Annotated in this window: 20 protein-coding genes; 7 read left to right on the top strand and 13 right to left on the bottom strand. The window is 66.8% G+C overall.

Annotated features, from left to right (window positions below; all coding sequences use genetic code 11):
* The first annotated feature begins 24 nt into the window (after window positions 1-24).
* The 6 genes from WMC41_RS22810 to WMC41_RS22785 are packed head-to-tail and all read left to right on the top strand — an operon-like array spanning window position 25 to window position 5217.
* Window positions 25-330, top strand: a complete 306-nt coding sequence (locus WMC41_RS22810) for a (2Fe-2S)-binding protein (protein WP_244766232.1) — start codon at window positions 25-27, stop codon at window positions 328-330.
* Window positions 327-1826 (top strand): FAD-dependent oxidoreductase, encoded by a 1500-nt coding sequence (locus tag WMC41_RS22805; protein ID WP_432348968.1) that lies wholly within the window; start codon window positions 327-329, stop codon window positions 1824-1826. The genes WMC41_RS22810 and WMC41_RS22805 overlap by 4 nt, the downstream gene beginning before the upstream one ends.
* Window positions 1819-2979 carry an NAD(P)/FAD-dependent oxidoreductase gene (locus tag WMC41_RS22800; protein ID WP_432348966.1) on the top strand — a complete coding sequence of 387 codons (1161 nt, stop codon included), beginning with the start codon at window positions 1819-1821 and terminating at the stop codon, window positions 2977-2979. The genes WMC41_RS22805 and WMC41_RS22800 overlap by 8 nt, the downstream gene beginning before the upstream one ends.
* The gene (locus WMC41_RS22795; RefSeq protein ID WP_432348964.1) at window positions 2976-3689 is read left to right on the top strand and encodes an ABC transporter permease; all 714 of its coding nucleotides are present in this window, start codon (window positions 2976-2978) and stop codon (window positions 3687-3689) included. Before WMC41_RS22800 ends, WMC41_RS22795 begins: the two co-directional genes overlap by 4 nt.
* Entirely contained in the window at window positions 3689-4384 is a 696-nt protein-coding gene (locus tag WMC41_RS22790; protein WP_432348962.1) for an ABC transporter permease, read from the top strand. Before WMC41_RS22795 ends, WMC41_RS22790 begins: the two co-directional genes overlap by 1 nt.
* Window positions 4385-4407: 23 nt before the next feature.
* A complete protein-coding gene (locus WMC41_RS22785) occupies window positions 4408-5217 on the top strand; it encodes an ABC transporter ATP-binding protein (protein WP_432348960.1) in 810 nt (269 codons plus the stop codon).
* A gap of 49 nt (window positions 5218-5266) precedes the next feature.
* Here the strand turns inward: WMC41_RS22785 and WMC41_RS22780 are convergent, their stop codons facing one another.
* From WMC41_RS22780 to WMC41_RS22755, 6 genes are all read right to left on the bottom strand, one after another.
* Entirely contained in the window at window positions 5267-5941 is a 675-nt protein-coding gene (locus WMC41_RS22780) for a 4-carboxy-4-hydroxy-2-oxoadipate aldolase/oxaloacetate decarboxylase (RefSeq protein WP_432348958.1), read from the bottom strand.
* A 94-nt stretch (window positions 5942-6035) separates the two neighbouring features.
* Window positions 6036-6872: an ABC transporter substrate-binding protein gene (locus tag WMC41_RS22775; RefSeq protein ID WP_244766225.1), complete on the bottom strand. Its 837-nt coding sequence runs from the start codon at window positions 6870-6872 to the stop codon at window positions 6036-6038.
* 26 nt (window positions 6873-6898) lie between these two features.
* Window positions 6899-7666, bottom strand: a complete 768-nt coding sequence (locus WMC41_RS22770; protein WP_432348956.1) for an amino acid ABC transporter ATP-binding protein — start codon at window positions 7664-7666, stop codon at window positions 6899-6901.
* Window positions 7663-8415, bottom strand: a complete 753-nt coding sequence (locus WMC41_RS22765) for an amino acid ABC transporter permease (protein WP_244766223.1) — start codon at window positions 8413-8415, stop codon at window positions 7663-7665. The genes WMC41_RS22770 and WMC41_RS22765 overlap by 4 nt, the downstream gene beginning before the upstream one ends.
* Complete coding sequence (locus WMC41_RS22760; RefSeq protein WP_432348953.1) at window positions 8412-9119, bottom strand: amino acid ABC transporter permease; 708 nt, start codon at window positions 9117-9119, stop codon at window positions 8412-8414. The genes WMC41_RS22765 and WMC41_RS22760 overlap by 4 nt, the downstream gene beginning before the upstream one ends.
* The gene (locus WMC41_RS22755) at window positions 9116-9868 is read right to left on the bottom strand and encodes an SDR family oxidoreductase (protein WP_288079077.1); all 753 of its coding nucleotides are present in this window, start codon (window positions 9866-9868) and stop codon (window positions 9116-9118) included. The genes WMC41_RS22760 and WMC41_RS22755 overlap by 4 nt, the downstream gene beginning before the upstream one ends.
* A gap of 150 nt (window positions 9869-10018) precedes the next feature.
* On the opposite strand from WMC41_RS22755, the gene nac reads away from it, so the two are divergent.
* Entirely contained in the window at window positions 10019-10930 is a 912-nt protein-coding gene (gene nac / locus WMC41_RS22750; RefSeq protein ID WP_432348951.1) for a nitrogen assimilation transcriptional regulator NAC, read from the top strand.
* On the opposite strand, the gene WMC41_RS22745 is transcribed toward nac, so the two are convergent.
* The 7 genes from WMC41_RS22745 to WMC41_RS22715 are packed head-to-tail and all read right to left on the bottom strand — an operon-like array spanning window position 10927 to window position 16883.
* Complete coding sequence (locus tag WMC41_RS22745; protein ID WP_432348948.1) at window positions 10927-12129, bottom strand: pyridoxal phosphate-dependent aminotransferase; 1203 nt, start codon at window positions 12127-12129, stop codon at window positions 10927-10929. The two genes, nac and WMC41_RS22745, sit on opposite strands and share 4 nt — an antisense overlap.
* 31 nt (window positions 12130-12160) lie before the next feature.
* Window positions 12161-12928, bottom strand: a complete 768-nt coding sequence (locus WMC41_RS22740; RefSeq protein WP_432348946.1) for a LamB/YcsF family protein — start codon at window positions 12926-12928, stop codon at window positions 12161-12163.
* A gap of 9 nt (window positions 12929-12937) precedes the next feature.
* Entirely contained in the window at window positions 12938-13930 is a 993-nt protein-coding gene (locus WMC41_RS22735; RefSeq protein ID WP_432348944.1) for a biotin-dependent carboxyltransferase family protein, read from the bottom strand.
* Entirely contained in the window at window positions 13927-14625 is a 699-nt protein-coding gene (gene pxpB, locus WMC41_RS22730) for a 5-oxoprolinase subunit PxpB (protein WP_272807597.1), read from the bottom strand. Before pxpB ends, WMC41_RS22735 begins: the two co-directional genes overlap by 4 nt.
* Entirely contained in the window at window positions 14622-15089 is a 468-nt protein-coding gene (locus WMC41_RS22725; RefSeq protein WP_432348942.1) for a hypothetical protein, read from the bottom strand. The genes pxpB and WMC41_RS22725 overlap by 4 nt, the downstream gene beginning before the upstream one ends.
* Entirely contained in the window at window positions 15076-16443 is a 1368-nt protein-coding gene (locus WMC41_RS22720; RefSeq protein ID WP_432348940.1) for an acetyl-CoA carboxylase biotin carboxylase subunit, read from the bottom strand. Before WMC41_RS22720 ends, WMC41_RS22725 begins: the two co-directional genes overlap by 14 nt.
* Window positions 16443-16883: an acetyl-CoA carboxylase biotin carboxyl carrier protein gene (locus tag WMC41_RS22715; RefSeq protein WP_432348939.1), complete on the bottom strand. Its 441-nt coding sequence runs from the start codon at window positions 16881-16883 to the stop codon at window positions 16443-16445. The genes WMC41_RS22720 and WMC41_RS22715 overlap by 1 nt, the downstream gene beginning before the upstream one ends.
* Window positions 16884-16929: the final 46 nt, after the last annotated feature.

Raw genomic sequence — 16929 nt, 5'->3', positions numbered from 1 at the left:
TTTCAACGATGCGCAGGTAGCACCATGTTCGCGCCCATCGGCTCCACCGAGGCAACGATGACCATTTATCTGGATGGCCGGGCGATACCGGCGCGGGCCGGCGAAACCATCGCGGCGTGCCTTCTGCGCGCTGGTGTCGGCCACTTCCGCACGACACCGGTCAGCGGCGCGCGACGACTGCCCTATTGCATGATCGGACACTGTTTCGACTGCCTGATCGAGATCGACGGCGTCGGAAGCCGCCAGGCCTGCCTGAGCGAGGTCGAGGATGGCATGAGGCTTCACACCCAGGATGGGCCTGCCGCCATCGCCGGCATGGAATTCCAATGACCCCGGCTCCCGATGCAGACGTGATCGTCATAGGGGCAGGTCCTGCCGGAATGTCGTCCGCAATCGAGCTGGCGTCTGCGGGATGCAGGGTAATCGTGCTCGACATGCAGCCCTTACCCGGCGGGCAGATCTTTCGTTCGCTGGAAGCCAACATGCAGGCACGCCCCCGGACGGACGCGCTGCTCTCGGCCCTCGGGCCGGCCTACAGGGCCGGCCTTGCCCTGATCGAGCGGTTTCGGGCAGCGCCCGGCATCGATTTCCGGCCCGGCACCACGGTCTGGGATCTGCGGGCAGACGGTACGGTCGGCTGGCTCAGGGGCAACACGGCCGGCTACCTGCGTGCGCCGCATGTCGTGCTCGCCAGCGGTGCGATGGAGCGCCCGACGCCGTTTCCGGGATGGACGCTGCCCGGCGTGATGACCGCCGGGGCGGTTCAGACCCTGATGAAGGCCGGACGCCTCAAGCCGGAGGGAAGGATCGTCCTGGCCGGAACCGGCCCGCTGATCTTTCTGCTTGCCGACCAGCTGCGGCGTCTCGGCGTAAAGCCGGTGTTGATTGCCCGCACGGACCGGCTCGGGGACAAGCTTGCCGCTCTCAAACGGGTTCGACCGGCCGGGATCCCGGCCCTCGCCAAGGGGGTGGGCTGGCTTGCCCGGTTGCGGCTTGCGGGCATCCCGATGCGGACCGGCATATCCGGGCTTCAGGCGCTGGGCGGCGAGCATCTCGAATCCGTCCGCCTGCTTGCCGGCGGAAAAACCATGGATATTCCCTGCGACCTCCTCGTGGTGCACGACGGGATCGTACCGTCCACGGACCTGGCGCATGCCGCAGGGCTTGCTCTCGAGTGGAAACGGGACGATGCGAGCTGGCGCCCCAGGACGGCGCGCGATGGTCGGGCGCGGATGGCGCCCTGCCCATCGTTCACGACGGGCCCCTGCAGGATACGGATCACAGGCGACGCACGCCGGATCGGCGGCGCCGACGCCGCGGCCGCGCACGGGCGTCATGCCGCGCGAGCCATCCTCGCCGACCTCGGTCGTATCGCCCGGAAACAGGGGGGGCCGGATCGGATCGAAGCCGAGGTGCGGCGCACCCTGGCAGCACGCCCCTTCCTCGACGCAGCGTTTCCGCCCGGCCTGGCGGCACGGCTGCCCGATGACGCGACCATCGTCTGCCGCTGCGAAGAAATCACGGCGGGCTCGCTACGTGCCGCGATCCGGAACGGGGCTGCCGACATGAACCTGATCCGCGGGCTCCTGCGCTGCGGCATGGGGCCCTGCCAGGGCCGAAACTGCGCGGCGACGCTGGCCCGGCTTCTCGCGGAAGCAGAGCCCGGCCGACCGATGCCGCCGAGCCCGTTCCGCGCAAGGCCACCGCTGCGGCCCCTTCCGCTCGGCGCGCTTGCCGGCATGACGGGGCTCGATCCGGCGCTGGCGCAGGTCGAGTCGCTGGACGACAAGCCGGAAGAGATCACCGGAGACGACGTCCATGCATAGGAACGGCTGCGATGCGCTCATTATCGGCGGCGGCTTGCAGGGATGCTCGATTGCCCTGTTTCTCGCGCGTGCCGGTTGGCAGGTCACCCTGGTCGAGAAGAACCTGGCGGGGCGGCATGCCTCGGGTGTCAATGCGGGTGGCCTTCGGTCGCTGATGCGCGATATCCGCGAATATCCGCTTTCCCTGCGGGCCATGGAGATATGGGCGAATCTTGCGGACTTCGTGGGGCAGGACGCGGCCGAAGCCTGCGAGGTCCGGCTCGGCACATCGCAGATTGCGCTGGCGATGGATGCGGCCGAGCTGCAATGGTGCGCGGCGCGGGCGCGGGCGATGCGCGGTCGGGGAATAGAATCCGAAGAGCTGATCGCGCCTGACGAGCTTCACCGGCTCCTGCCCGGCCTTGCCGGCTCCGCACATGGTGGCCTGATTTCCCGGCGCGACGGGCACGCAAACCCCGCCAATTCCGCACGCGCTTTCCGCAAGGCTGCGGAAGGTGCCGGTGTCCGGATTCTTGAGCGGTGCACCGTGCGCGACCTCTCCGCCAAACCCCTCGGCGGATGGCGCGTCGATACGGATGCGGGCAGGATCGAGGCGGAGTGGGTGCTCAACTGCGCCGGCGCCTGGGGATCGGACATCGCGGCACGCCTCGGCGAGACGCTGCCGATCACGGTCCTGGCCCTTTCCATGATGGTGACGGCGCGGGTGAAACCATTCATCGCCCCTGTCGTCATCGGCATCGACCAGCCCCTCTCCTTCAAGCAGAGCGCGGTCGGCTCGCTGGTCATCGGCGGTGGGATACTCGGCAAGCCCTGCCTGAGCGAAGACACCTCGTTCACCGTCATGGACCGGATGGCATCGAGCGCCGCGGCCACGGTTGCGGCCTTTCCCGGCCTGGCGGGCGTGCCCGTCGTGCGGACCTGGACCGGCCTCGAAGGAGCGACCGACGACGGAATACCCTTCATCGGCCCCAGCCGCCTGCATCCCGGCCTCTGGCATGTGTTTGGCTTCTGCGGCCACGGTTTCCAGCTTGCCCCCGCCGTTGGGGAAGCGGTGGCGCGTTCGCTTGTCTCCGGAACCCTGGAGGCGACGCTCGCTCCCTTCACGGTCGACCGCTTGCACCGGCCGCTGCGCAAAGACGAGGCTGTTCCATGACGTCGGGCATGTTTGAATTGCTGGGATTCGGGCCGCAAGGCTGGGGGTTTCCGTTGCTGAAGGCCGCAGGCGTCACGATCGCCGCCGCCCTTTGCGGCTTCCTGCTGGGAAGCGTTTTCGGAATTGGCGGCGCTACCCTCAAGCTCGCCCGGCCGCGCGCCCTGCGCCTGATCGGCCAGGCCTATACCACGGTCTTCCGCGGCGTGCCCGAGATCCTCGTGGTGTATCTCTTCTATTTCGGCGGCAGCGTCGTCCTGACGACGCTCATGAACACGGGAGGATTTCCCGGCTTCTATTCTCTGCCGTCCTTCGTCATCGGTGTCCTTGCGATCGGGATCGTATCCGGTGCCTACCAGACGGAAGCCTATCGATCCGCATATCTTCGGCTGGACCGCGGCCAGATCGAGGCGGGCACCGCGTGCGGCATGTCGAAACTCCTGCTCCTGCGCCGCATCATCGCTCCCCAGACGCTGCGTTTCGCCCTGCCTGCGCTCGGCAACATCTGGCAGTCCGCGATCAAGGAAACATCGCTCCTGTCGGTCATCGGGCTGACGGAGCTGTTGCGCCAGGCCGGTACCGCCGCGGGTTCGACCCGCCAGCCCCTGCTGTTCTACGCCATTGCGGCCGCGATGTTCCTGGTCATCGGGCGCGCCACGGGCGCCGGGCTGAACCGGATGGAAAGCCACCTCGCCAAACCCTGGAGACGCTGATGCTGGATTGGCCCTTTCTGACGGATGTCCTCGGCCAGCTGCTGTCGGGTTTGCCGCTGACGCTCCAGCTTGCGGCACTGTCCCTCTCGATCGGCTTCGCCCTCGCCGTCTTCGTCGCCGGCGCCGCCGGCAGCGCCTTCGCGCCGCTGCGATGGGTCGCGAAGGCCCATGTCGAACTCTTTCGTGGAACCCCTCTCCTGCTGCAGATCTTCCTGATCTACTACGGCCTGGGTCAGATCGCCCCGCTGCGCCACTCGGCCCTCTGGCCCTTCCTTCGCGAACCCTACTGGTGCGCCATCCTCGCCCTTGCGCTCAACACCTCGGCCTATACGGCCGAGATCATCCGCGGCGCGATCCAGGCAGTGCCGGCGCACGAGATCGAGGCGGGGCGCGCCTGCGGCATGTCGGGCCTGCTGCTGCGCCGTCGCATCATCTGGCCCATCGCCCTCCGCCAGGGCCTGGCCGTCTACGGCAGCGAGGCCATCCTGATGATCAAGGCGACCTCGCTGGCAAGCATCATCACCCTGACGGAGCTGACCGGCATCGCGCACAAGCTGATTTCCTCGACCTATCGCATCTTCGAGATCTTCATCGTCACCGGGGCGATCTATCTCGCCCTGACCTTCCTGATGAGCGCGGCCTTCGCGCTTCTCGAACGGCAACTCCAGGCCCACCACGCCCATCGTCGCGCCTGACCTCGTCCATACGGAGAAACCAGATGGCTTCCGCCTCCCGCCCGGCTGCTGCCGACAATGCTTCCACGGTTCCCGCCATCGCGGTCGATGGCCTCCACAAGCGCTATGGCGCGATCGAGGTGCTGAAAGGCATCGACTTCCGCGCCCATGAGGGCGAGGTCATCTCCATCCTGGGTGCATCCGGCTCGGGCAAGTCGACTTTCCTGCGCTGTCTCAACCTCCTGGAGCTTCCGTCAGCGGGGCGGCTGCAGATCTTCGGCGAACAGGTCGATCTGCGGCAAAGCGGCGACGCCCTCCATATCGGCAATCGCAGGCAGGTGGATCGCCTGCGAACCCAGGTGGCGATGGTGTTCCAGAATTTCTGCCTCTGGAGCCACATGACCGTGCTCGAAAACCTGATGGAGGCGCCCATCCATGTCCAACGGCGCGGTCGCGGCGAGGTGCGCGAGGAGGCGGAAGCCATGTTGCGGCGCGTCGGCTTGATCGATCGGGCAAAAGCCTATCCGGCCCAGCTGTCCGGCGGCCAGCAGCAGAGGGCGGCCATCGCGCGCGCCCTGGTCATGAAGCCCCGGGGCCTCCTCTTCGACGAACCCACCTCCGCGCTCGATCCCGAGCTCGTTGGCGAAGTGCTGAAGGTCATGCGGGATCTGGCGGCGGAAGGACGCACGATGCTGATCGTGACGCACGAAATGGCCTTCGCCCGAGACGTATCGAGCCGGATCGTGTTCCTGGAGCAGGGCCGGATCAAAGCCGAAGGCCCGCCGCTGGACTTGTTCCGCGGCGGCGTCAACGAGCGCTTTGACCAGTTCATCTCGCGGTTCAACCAGGCTTGAGGATTGCACGCGGCCGGGTATAGCCCGGCCTGCAGCCGCTCGATCCCGCTCACGCCTCGACGGTCAGGCCCTTGGCCTTCAGCACGGCTTCGAGCTTGCTGACCTCGATGACCGACTTGCCGGCCTTGTAGTCGGCGATGTATCCGGCTTCGGCGTCTTCGCGGGCCTGCGAGAGCTTTGCCACCTCAAGTGCCTCCCCGCGGCGCACGACGACCAGGCCGTCGGCGTCGCCGACGATGATGTCGCCGGGATGAATGAGTTCGCCGCCGACGACGATCGGGTCGTTGGTGGAGGTCAGCGTCTCCTTGACGGTGCCCTTAATGCAGACGCTGAGCGAGAATACCGGGAAGCCCAGCTCGCGCAGCTGCAGCGAGTCGCGCACGCCGCTGTCGGTCACAAGGCCGCCGATGCCCTTGGCGAGGCAGGCATTGGCGAGCACGTCGCCGAAGGAGCCGGCCTCCTCGTATTCGCCGCCCGAAACCACGATGATATCGCCGGGCTGAGCGTAGTTGATCGCGAGCTGCAGCATGATGTTGTCGCGCGGCGCGCAGCGCACGGTAAAGGCCGGGCCGCAAAGCTTCATGCGGTAGTCGACCGGCTTGATGCGCGAGGAAAGCGCCCCGCGGCGACCCTGCGCCTCGTGAATGGTCGCCGGCGAGAATTTCGCAAGCGCCTCGATCTCGGCGGCGCTCGGGCGAGCGGGCATTTTCTTGATATGCGTCATGATTTTTCCCATGGGTAGTCGTTGCGGCGGGCGCGGCGCCCGCCGCCGGGTTGCTCGATTCACGCCGGAAAGGAGGCCGCTTGCGCGCGACCCCTTACGGGATCTGGTCGAACTTCAGTTCGGAAAGCGGCACGACCTTGTCGGTGCGGGTCATCTTGTATTCGGTGTCCGGGCCAAGCCACTTGTCCCAGATCTTGTTGAGCTCGCCGCTTTCGTCCAGCTTGCGCAGGACCTCGTTGATCTTGGCCGTCAGCGCCGGCTGGTCCTGCTGCATGCCGATGCCGATCGGCTGGAACAGCATGGGCTCTTCGATCATGCGCATCTCGCGGCCCTTGGTCTTGGACTCGTTGACCAGCTTGGTCGTCGTCATGGTGTTGGCGACCATGCCGCGCGCCTTGCCCTGCTGGGCGGCGAGATAGGCGGATGCCGTGTCCTGGAACGTCAACGGCTCGGACTTGTTGAGCTTGATCGACATTTCCGAGGTCGAGCCCTTGGTGGAGGCGATGCGCTGGCCGACATAGTCGGCTTTCGACGTGCCGGGATCATCGGCCGGAACGATCAGCATTTCCTTGGCGAGGTAATAGGGATCGCTGAACTGGATCTGCTCGGCACGGCTCTGGGTATAGGCGAGGTTCGCAACGGTGATGTCGACGCGGCCGAGCTTGACCTCCGGCACGCGGGCCTCCACCGAAACCGGCTTGATCTCGGCCTTCACGCCGAGTTCGCGGGCGATGGCGCCGCACAGGTCGACGTCGAAGCCGACCATTTCGCGGGTCTGCGTATCCGGCGCGGCAAAAGGCGGCACGTCGGCGAAGGTCGCGCAGCGCAGCGTCTTGTTGGCGAGGATGTCGTCGAGCTGATCGGCCCTGGCAGGGCCGGCAAGCGCGGCGGCCGCGACGGTCGCTGCGAGGATGAGATGCTGATACGTCATTGGCTGTTCTCCTTCGTTGCTTGGTATTAGTGGCGCAGGTCCGCGAGGAAGCGCTGCGCGCGGGGATGCTTCGGGTTCTTGAAGAATTCGTCCGGCGTCGCCGTCTCGATGATCCGGCCGCCGTCGATGAACCAGATGCGGTCGGCGACGTCGCGGGCAAAACCCATTTCGTGCGTCACGCACATCATGGTCATGCCCTCGGCCGCCAGCGACTTCATGACGCTCAGCACCTCGCCGACCATTTCCGGATCGAGCGCGCTGGTCGGCTCGTCGAAGAGCATGACGGGCGGCTCCATGGCGAGCGCACGGGCGATGGCGACGCGCTGCTGCTGGCCGCCGGAAAGCTGCGCGGGATAGGAATTGGCCTTTTCGCGCAGGCCCACCCGGTCGAGCAGCTTCAGCGCCTTCTCATGCGCCTCGGCCACAGGCACGCCCTTCACCCGGATCGGCGACATGGCGACATTGTCGACCGCCGACAGATGCGGGAAGAGGTTGAAGCTCTGGAAGACGAAGCCGATACGGCTGCGCAGGCGGTTCAGCTCGCGGCCCTTGAGCGGCGCGTGGATATCCTGGCCCTCGAAGAAGATCGAGCCGCTGTTGATCTCCTCCAGCCGGTTGACGGTGCGGATGAGCGTCGATTTTCCCGAGCCGGAGGGGCCGCAGATGACGACCACCTCGCCGCGCGAGACCGTGGCGTCGATGCCCTTCAGCACGTCGAAGTCTCCATAGCTCTTGCGGACATCGGCAAGCCGGATCGTCTGATCCTTCGCGGGGGCGGATACTGAAGCGGTCATGGCTGCTCCGTGGCGTTGGTGATCAGGGAAAGCTGGCGCCGCGGGGCGGCGAGGCCGGCGCGGCGGCGGGTGATGCGCCGCTCCACGACATTGGTGAGCGCGGTCAGCGACCAGCAGATCACGTAGTAGGTGAGCGCGAGGATCAGGAAGACCTGGAAGGGCTGGGTGAGCAGCTGGTTGTTGACCTGGCTGGCGGCGAAGGTGAGGTCCGGCACGTTGATGACATAGCCGAGCGTCGTGTCCTTGATGGTCGCGACGAAGGTCGACAGCATGCTCGGGATCATGTTGTAGAGCGCCTGCGGCAGGATGACGTAGCGCATGGCGCCGAACCAGCCGTGGCCGAGGGCACGGGCCGCATCCATCTGCCCCGGTCCGAGCGCCACGATGCCGGCGCGGATGATCTCGCTGAGGAACGCCCCCTGGTAGACGACCAGCGTCGTCAGCATGGTCAGGAAGCTCGGCACGTCCGCGCCGGTGAGCAGCGGCACGAGGAAATAGCTCCACAGCACCAGCATCAGCAGCGGCACGCCGCGCGTCACATAGACCAGGACCGTGACCGGCCAGCGCAGCACGCGGTATTTCGAAAGCCGCGCGAAGGCGAGCAGGATGGCGAAGGGGAAGGCGATGACGATGCTGAGCGCCGAGAGGATCAGCGTGTTGGCAAGACCGCCGAGCGGACCGTTCGGATATTGGCCGATGAGGAGCAGCAGCCAGTATTCGTCGATGATGGCTATGATGTCGTGGATCATCGTGCGGCTCCGTTCAGCGGGTCTGCGCGCCTGGTGAGCCAGGCTCCCCCGGCCATGATGATCAGGGAGAAGACGAGGTAGAGGACCGTGCCGATCAGGTAGATCTCGAAGGTGCGGAAGGAGAGGTTCTCGATCTCCTTGACCGCGTGGCTGAGCTCCGGCGCGCCGATGACGATGGCAAGGCTCGAATTCTTGAACAGCGAGACACTGTGGTTGACGAGCGCCGGCAGCGCGTTGCGCACCCCCTGCGGGATCAGTACGTTGCGCATGGCCGATATATAGCCGTGGCCGAGCGCACGGGCCGCCTCCATCTGGCCGGGGCTGATCGAGCGCAGGCCGGAGCGCAGGTCCTCGCTGAAATAGGCCGCCTGGCAGAGGCCGAGGCCGACGATGGCGAAGATCATTTCCGCCGAATGGGCCGTCAGCCAGTCGGACAAGGCCGAGGGCAGGATCGTGAAGATGCCGAAATACCAGAGCATGAGCTGCACCAGCGTCGGCACGTTGCGGTGATACGAAACGTAAGCCGCCACGATCGAATTGCCGATGCGGCCCGGCGAGAAGCGGATGGCGAGCAGCACGAGCGCAAGGCTCATCGCCAGCAGCCAGGAGCAGATCGCAATGATGAAGGTCATCTCGATGCCGTGCGCCAGCATGGCCATGTATTCGGGGTTGCCGAGGATGGCGGTGAGGTCGAAGCCCTTCACGGCTGGCGCTCCTGCGGGCGGGCCGTCTGGAGCCCCCCCATCACCTGGAGCGTCGGGGTGATTTCCATATGGCCGATATTGACGGCGACGGGGGCGGCGATGGCGAAGGCGATGGCATCGGCGATGTCGGAAGCCTGGGGCAGCTCGAAGCCGTCGATGAAGCGCTCGCGGATCGACGGATCGTCGCCATGCACATGGTTGAAGATGTCGGTCGCCACACGGCCGGGGCAGATCTCCGTCACCCGCACGCGCTTGCCGAAGGTGTCGAGGCGCAGCTGGTTGGAGAGCATGGCGACGCCGGCCTTGGTGGCGTGATAGATGGAATTGCCGCCGAAATTGTAGTTGCCGGCGATCGAGGTGATGTTGACGACATGGCCGCGGTCACGCGCCGCCATGCCCGGAACGACCAGCCGGCAAAGGTGGAGGACGGCACGCAGGTTGACATCGACGAGAAGGTCGATGTCGCCATCCTCCGCCTCCAGGAATTTCTTCGGCCGGTCGACGCCGGCATTGTTGACGAGGATGTCGAACTCGACCTCGCCGCAGAGCCTTGCGAGCGCAGCGCGGTCCGTGACGTCGATGGCATGGGAAATGCAGCCCGTGCGCGCGGCAAGGTCCTGCAGGGCACCCGCGCTGCGGGCGACGGCATGCACTTCGAGGCCCTCGCGACGGAGCCGTTCGACGACCGCAGCGCCGATCCCGGAGGAAGCACCGGTCACGAGCGCGGTTCTGTAGTCGGAAAAGGACATTGTGGTTCCCCTGTTGTTGAAAGCGAGAGTAGCGAAGCTTTCCGGCTCTGGATAAGACCGTTTGAATCTGGATGGATAAGGAAGCCTTATGGGCTTGCTCCCGCCCCTCGGGCCTGTAACATGCGGCACCATTCGTCACAGGCTCGGCATATGGATATCAGGCGTCTCAGATCCTTCATCGTCATCGTCGATACCGGCAGCATCACGCGCGCCGCCGACGTGCTGCACATCGCCCAACCCGCGCTCAGCCAGCAGCTTGCCGCGCTGGAGGATCATTTCCGCCAGAAGCTCCTGATCCGCAGCCAGCAGGGCGTCTCCATGACGGAGGCGGGCAAGGCGGTCTATCGCCATGCCCAGATCATCCTGCGCCAGATGGACCAGGCGCAGGCGGACGTGACGGCGGCCGGCTCCACGCTGGTCGGGCGCGTCTCGGTCGGCCTGGTGCCGTTTTCGAGCGCGGCGACGCTCTCCGTCGATCTTCTCACCGAAACGCGCAAACGCCATCCCGGCATCCTCCTGCATCTCACGGAAAGCGTCGGCCAGACCTACAGCCAGATGATCATGAACGGCCGGCTGGAAATGGCGTTGATCCACGGCACCGGGCCGATCAAGGGCGTGCGTTTCGAGCCGGTCTTCACGGAGGAATTCCATCTCGTCGCCCATAGCGATTTCGGCATGGAACCGGGTGAAACGCCGCTGCCGGTGAGCGCATTGAACGACCTCCCCCTCCTCCTGCCGCCGCCCTACAATTTCGTGCGCCGCGCCATCGACCTCGCCTTCACCCGCGGCCGCCTGTCGCTGAACGTCGTGGCGGAGGTGGAGATCGTGCGCACGCTGGGCCGTGCCGTCAGCCGGGGCGTGGGGGCGACGATCATGCCGCGCGCCATTGCCGAGCGCATCGTCGCCGAATCCTCCGAGCCGATCGTCTCGCGCGTGTTGACGCCGCGGATCGAGGAGACGCTTTCCCTGTGCGTTTCCGACCAGAGCGAACTCTCCGAGCCCGCCCTGGCGGTGCGGTCGATCCTCATGGAGCTGACCGCACGCCTCAAGGGCCAGGATTAGCGCAGACCCGCGCAGAATTCGGCGATGCGCCCGCAGGCCTCGTCGAGCTGCTCCATGCCGGTGGCATAGGAGATGCGGAAGAACGGGCTCATGCCATAGGCCGCGCCCTGCACGGTCGTGACGTGGTGCTCGTCGAGCAGGGCCAGCACGAAATCCGTGTCCGTCTCGATCCTGCGCCCGCCCTTGCTCGTCCTGCCGATGAGTTCGGCGATGTTCGGGAAGACGTAGAAGGCCCCTTCCGGCTTGTGGCAGCGGATGCCCTCGATCTCGCCGAGCCTTTCCACGACGAAGTCGCGCCGTGTCTTGTAGATTGCCGCCCGCTCCTTCAGGAGATCCTGCGGTCCGTCGAGCACGGCCGCGACGGCGGCCTGCGTGATGGTCGAGGTGCCGCCGCTGTTCTGGCCGTTGACATTGCTGATCGCCCTGATGAGATCCTTCGGCCCGCCGCAGAAGCCGAGGCGCCAGCCGGTCATCGCATAGGCCTTGGACGCGCCGTTGACCGTCAGCACGCGATCCTTCAGCCGCGGCTCCACCTCGGCGATGGTGCAGAACTCGAAGCCGTCATAGATCAGGTGCTCGTACATGTCGTCGGTCATGATCCAGACATGCGGGTGCTTCAGCATCACCTCGGCGATGGCCTTCATTTCCGCCCGCGAGCAGGCGGCGCCCGTCGGATTGTTCGGGAAATTGAGGAACAGCCATTTGGTGCGCGGCGTGATCGCGGCGTCAAGGTCGTCGGCGCGCAGCTTGAAGCCGTTCTGCTGCGGGCAGTCGACCGGCACCGGCACGCCGCCGGAAAATTTCACGATATCCGCGTAGCTGATCCAGGAGGGCGACGGGATGACGACTTCGTCACCCGGATTGCAGGTGGCCATGACGGCGTTGAAGATGATCTGCTTGCCGCCGCCGGCAACGACGATCTCCGAGGGGTCGTAGTCGAGATTGTTGTCCCGCTTGAACTTGCGGGAAATCGCCTGGCGCAGCGCCGGCGTGCCGTCGAGCGGCGGGTACTTCGTATCGCCGGCCAGCGCCGCGGCATGGCCCGCCTCGATGGCGTTGGCGGGGGTCGCGAAATCCGGCTCGCCGGAGGACAGGCTGATGACCCTGACACCCTTGGCCGCGAGGTCGCGGGCGCGCTGGGTCATGGCGGCAGAGGCGGAGACGGAAACGTTCTTCAGACGGTCGGCAATGGCGGGCATGGCGGTTGCTTTCGATGGAGCGGAGAAAAGATCAGCGCAGAAGCTTCGAGACGGGCGTTACAGTGCCGCCGGCCGCCTCGATTTCGCTGCGCACGGTGCGGGCAAGCTCGAGCGAGCCGGGCGTATCGCTGTGGACGAGGATGGACCGCGCCCGCATGGGGATGACGGTCCCGTCGATGGCCGTGACGGTGCCGTGGAGAAGGAACTGCCGCACGCGGGCGCGAACCGAAGCCTCGTCCTTGACGAGCGCGCCGGGCTGGCCGCGCGGCACGAGTGCGCCTTTCGCGTCATAGGCGCGGTCGGCGAGGAAAAGGGTCAGCGTCTTCAGCCCGGCCTCGATGGCCGCGCCCTCGATCACGCTGCCCGCCGTGGCGAAGACGATGAGGTCGCCGTCGACCATGCGGATCGCCTGCATCATCGCGGCGGCGAGCGCCGGGTCGCGGTTGACCATGTTTCCCATGGCCGCATGGAAGCTGAGATGGGAGACCGTGACGCCCTCGGCCTTGGCGATCGCGGTCAGCGCACCGAGCTGGTAGAGCATCTGCTGGCGCAGCTCGTCCGGCCCGAAGGGCAGTTCCCGGCGGCCGAATCCCTGGCGATCCGGCAGGCCGGGATGGGCACCGACATCGACGCCCCTTTCCCGTGCCAGACGCACCATGCGCACCATCGTGTCGGGATCGCCGGCATGGAAGCCGCAGGCGATGTTGGCGGAGGTGACGACATCCATCATCGCTGCGTCGTCGCAGAGCCGGTAGGGGCCGAAGCCCTCGCCCATGTCGGAATTGAGGTCGACCTGCATGTTTATCTCCTAAGCCATGCCTGCAAGCGCCTGGCGCACCAGCCGGGCAGTCTTGTGCACATCTGCGATATAGGCCGCGAGCGCCTGTTCCGCGGCCCTTGCTTCCGCATGCGTCGCCGGGACGAAGCGCAGCAGCGAGCCGATGCGCGCCTGCCCGAGCCGCCACAGGTCGGCTTCGATGACGCCCGCGATCTTGGGATAGCCGCCCGCGGTGTTGGCGTCGCTCATCTGGACGATGGGCTCGCCCGCCGGCGGCACCTGGATGACGCCGGGCACGACGCCGTGCGAGCGCATCTCCACCACCTCGGTGGGATGGATCGGGTCGCCGCTCAGCCGATAGCCGGTGCGGTCGCTGCGCGCGGAAATCTTCCACAGCTGGCGCCAGAAGCGCTGCGCGTCCGCGCCGAACAGATCATGCTCGCCGGCAGGCAACGCACGAATGAGCAATGCACCGCCCTCCGCGACGGGGAAGGCATCCTTCAGCGCCACTGCCGGCGGCACGACCCCGAAGCCGCCCTCGGGCAGGAATCCATCGGTGGCCCTGTCCGTCGCGATATGGTCGCCCGTCGCAAGCACCCGGCCCTGAAGCCCGCCGAAGCCGCCGCGCAGCGACGTGCTGCGCGAGCCCATGACCGGTGCCACAGCCACCCCGCCGGCAAGGCAGAGATAGGCCCGCGCATCCTTCAGCGGCGGGAAGAGCTCCAGCATCTGGCCCGGCGCCGCCCCGGCCGTCCACCAGGGCGGCAGCGGCACGCCATCGAGCGTCGCGCGGCAGTCCGCGCCGGTGATGGCAAAGGCACCGCCCTCCGAAAAGCGCGCCCGGAAGGGAAAGGTCTGCACTTCGATGCCGGCTGCGCCGGGCGCGTTGCCGAGAAGCACATTGCCGATCCTGAGCGCCAGCGGGTCCATTGCGCCCGAGGCCGTGACGCCGATGTTGCGGTAACCGGGCCGGCCGAGGTCCTGGACCGTGTTCAACGGTCCCGTTGCGACGATCTCGATCACAGCTCGATCCTTTCGGGGCGGAAACGCACGGTATCGCCGGGGGCCATGACCGCCGGGGCGGCGGCCATGGGATCGAACATCTGGAGCTCGGCAAAGCCGATGGAATTCCAGCCGTTCGGGCCGGTCAGCACGGCAACGCCCGTCTGCATGCCGCCGATGGTCACCGAGCCGCGCGCCATGTGGAGCGATGGCACGGTCTTGCGCGGCATGTGGATGCGCGGATCGAGCCCGTGCAGGTAGCCGAAGCCCGGCGCGCTGCCGAGCGCGAAGACACGGTAGGTACCCTCATGGTGGATGCGCACCACCTCCCGGTCGGAAAGGCCCGAAAGGTCGCACAAGGCCGGCAGGTCGCCCGCATGCTCGCCGCCATAAGTGACGGCGATCTCGATTTCGCGGCCCGCAAGATCGACGCCCCGCGCACGCCGCCATTCCTCCTGCAACGCATGGACGACCGCCTCCGGCGTTTCCGGCGTCTCCTTGAGGATGACCAGCAGGTTCGTCATGCCCGGCACGATCTCGGCTACCTCCGGACGGGTTTCGAGCGCATGGGAGAGCGCCCAGATGCGCCGCTGGGTCGGCAGGTCGAAGGCGCCGGGCGCCTCGATGAGGAAGGCGCGCGTGCCGATGAAGGAGATTCTTGCCAGTTCGTCCGTATCCGGCACGATGGACGCGGGTGCGGCTTGCTGAAAGCTCATCGGGAAGGCTCCATCGTCAGGACGGCGTCGCCGTAGCCGATCAGGCCGTCGGCACGGGCATGGATTTCGCCGACCATCCCGGCCTTGGAGGCGATCACCGGCAACAATACCGGGCCGACCTCGACAAAGCCGGCAATGGCGCCGGCTTCGAGCGCCCTGCCCGCGCCGGCAAGCGGCCCGGTCTCCATGGCGGCGGGATGCCTGTCGCGGAAGAGGCCCGCCATCGGCGCCCTGACGGCATGGCCTTCCGGGCGAACCGCCGACGCTTCGGGCACAGTTTCGGCGATGCGCACGGCGCGCGCGCCGGCAGCAAGAACGATCTTCAGCCCGCCGCCATCCGGCGTGATGATTTCAAGCGCGTTCGCGCCGGAGCCTTCCAGCCAGCCGGCCAGGGTGGAGATAAGGGCGGGATCGGAGAGATCGCCGATCGTGTTCCGACCCGTCGAGCGGTCACGCCTCGCCACGGGGTTCCTCCCTCAGCCGCTTTTCAAGATGATGGATATCGACGCAACCGCGCACGAAATCGGGATCGGCAAAGATCCGTTCGTGCAGCGGAAGGTTGGTCGCGATGCCTTCGATGCGGGTCTGGGACAGGGCCACCTGCATGCGGCGGACGGCATCTTCACGGGTCGGCGCATGGACGATCACCTTGGCGATCAGCGAATCGTAATAGGGCGAAACGCGATATCCTGGGGAGACATGCGTATCGACGCGGATGCCCGGACCGCGCGGGAAGCGCACCGCGGTGATGCGCCCCGGCGCGGCGACGAAGGTTTCGGGATCCTCGGCATTGACGCGGCACTCGAAGGCATGGCCGTGCGCCGTGCCGGCAAAGCGGCTTGCCTCCAGCACCGCACCCTGCGCCACGCGCAGCTGCTCGTGCACGAGATCGACGCCCGCCGTCATCTCGGTGACGGGATGCTCGACCTGCAGGCGGGTGTTCATCTCGATGAAGTAGAATTCACCGTTTTCGTAGAGGAACTCGAAGGTGCCGACACCGCGATAGCCGATCTGCCGGCAGGCCTCCGCGCAGCGCGCGCCGATCCGCTCGGCAAGCTCGGGCGCGATGCCCGGCGCCGGCGCTTCCTCCACCACCTTCTGGTGGCGGCGCTGGACGGAGCAGTCGCGATGGCCGACCCAGACGGCATTGCCGTGATTGTCGCAGAGCACCTGGAATTCGACGTGGCGCGGATGCTCCAGGAATTTCTCCATGTAGAGCTCGGGCCTGCCGAAGGCGCGCCGCGCCTCCTCACGGGTGATGGCGACGGCATCGGCCACCTCGGCGCTCTCGCGCACGACACGCATGCCCCGCCCGCCTCCCCCGCCGGCAGCCTTGATGATGACCGGATAGCCGATCTCCCCGGCAATCGCCCGAACCGCCTCGACACGCTCCGGCAACGGCTCGCCCGGCCCGGGCACGCAGGGCACGCCGGCCGCCATCATCGCCCGCTTGGCGGCGATCTTGTCGCCCATGATGCGGATCGCGGAAGCCGGCGGGCCGACGAAGGTGAGCCCCGCCGCTTCCACCGCCTCGGCGAAGTCGGCATTTTCCGACAGGAACCCGTAGCCCGGATGGACCGCCTCGGCGCCCGTCACACGGGCTGCGAGCAGAATGGCCGCCTGGTTGAGATAGCTGCGCGACGGCGCGGAGGGCCCGATGGCCAACGGCCCGCCCTCGTCCGGCCCGGCGCAGCCCGCCCTGTCCGCCTCGGAAGCGATGAGGACCGGCCGCAGCCCGAGCTCCAGGCAGGCGCGCTCGACGCGCACGGCGATCTCGCCGCGATTGGCGATGAGAACGGAGGTGAAGGGCGCGCCCATCAGACGATCTCCACGAGCGGATCGCCGAAGCCGACATCCTGTCCGTCTTCGAAAAAGATGCGCTTGACCTTTCCTCCGAAGGGCGCATTCACCGTGGTGAAGACCTTCATCGCCTCGACGATACAGAGCGGCCGACCCGCCTCGACCGCGTCGCCGACGGCGATCAGCGGCGCAGCACCGGGATTCGCGGCCTGATGGAGGACGCCGGCCATGGCCGAACGCACGATCCGCGCATCCTCCTCATCGTATTTCTCGGCCGGCTCTGCCGAGATGGAGGCGGACGATGCCTGCGGTTCCAGCACCCCAGGCACATGATCGGCCGCCGCCGTCTGCGAAGCGTTCCGAATGACGACCGTCGTGCCTGCCTCACTGACCGTCAGTTCCGAGATACGCGAGCGACCGACGAAATCGAGAAGCGTCTTGATCTTTTCAAGATCCATGGTTTTCCCCAGGGCACGGCAGAACCGGCACATGGCCACAGCGGCC

This window comes from Shinella yambaruensis (genome assembly GCF_050859155.1).
GTDB lineage: Bacteria > Pseudomonadota > Alphaproteobacteria > Rhizobiales > Rhizobiaceae > Shinella > Shinella yambaruensis.
This window is presented reverse-complemented; position numbering and strand designations above follow the sequence as displayed.

Coding starts and splice junctions, on each gene's coding strand:
- WMC41_RS22810 (WP_244766232.1), top strand. CDS start 25: ATGTTCGCGCCCATCGGCTCCACCGAGGCAACGATGACCATTTATCTG.
- WMC41_RS22805 (WP_432348968.1), top strand. CDS start 327: ATGACCCCGGCTCCCGATGCAGACGTGATCGTCATAGGGGCAGGTCCT.
- WMC41_RS22800 (WP_432348966.1), top strand. CDS start 1,819: ATGCATAGGAACGGCTGCGATGCGCTCATTATCGGCGGCGGCTTGCAG.
- WMC41_RS22795 (WP_432348964.1), top strand. CDS start 2,976: ATGACGTCGGGCATGTTTGAATTGCTGGGATTCGGGCCGCAAGGCTGG.
- WMC41_RS22790 (WP_432348962.1), top strand. CDS start 3,689: ATGCTGGATTGGCCCTTTCTGACGGATGTCCTCGGCCAGCTGCTGTCG.
- WMC41_RS22785 (WP_432348960.1), top strand. CDS start 4,408: ATGGCTTCCGCCTCCCGCCCGGCTGCTGCCGACAATGCTTCCACGGTT.
- WMC41_RS22780 (WP_432348958.1), bottom strand. CDS start 5,941: ATGACGCATATCAAGAAAATGCCCGCTCGCCCGAGCGCCGCCGAGATC.
- WMC41_RS22775 (WP_244766225.1), bottom strand. CDS start 6,872: ATGACGTATCAGCATCTCATCCTCGCAGCGACCGTCGCGGCCGCCGCG.
- WMC41_RS22770 (WP_432348956.1), bottom strand. CDS start 7,666: ATGACCGCTTCAGTATCCGCCCCCGCGAAGGATCAGACGATCCGGCTT.
- WMC41_RS22765 (WP_244766223.1), bottom strand. CDS start 8,415: ATGATCCACGACATCATAGCCATCATCGACGAATACTGGCTGCTGCTC.
- WMC41_RS22755 (WP_288079077.1), bottom strand. CDS start 9,868: ATGTCCTTTTCCGACTACAGAACCGCGCTCGTGACCGGTGCTTCCTCC.
- nac (WP_432348951.1), top strand. CDS start 10,019: ATGGATATCAGGCGTCTCAGATCCTTCATCGTCATCGTCGATACCGGC.
- WMC41_RS22745 (WP_432348948.1), bottom strand. CDS start 12,129: ATGCCCGCCATTGCCGACCGTCTGAAGAACGTTTCCGTCTCCGCCTCT.
- WMC41_RS22740 (WP_432348946.1), bottom strand. CDS start 12,928: ATGCAGGTCGACCTCAATTCCGACATGGGCGAGGGCTTCGGCCCCTAC.
- pxpB (WP_272807597.1), bottom strand. CDS start 14,625: ATGAGCTTTCAGCAAGCCGCACCCGCGTCCATCGTGCCGGATACGGAC.
- WMC41_RS22720 (WP_432348940.1), bottom strand. CDS start 16,443: ATGGGCGCGCCCTTCACCTCCGTTCTCATCGCCAATCGCGGCGAGATC.
- WMC41_RS22715 (WP_432348939.1), bottom strand. CDS start 16,883: ATGGATCTTGAAAAGATCAAGACGCTTCTCGATTTCGTCGGTCGCTCG.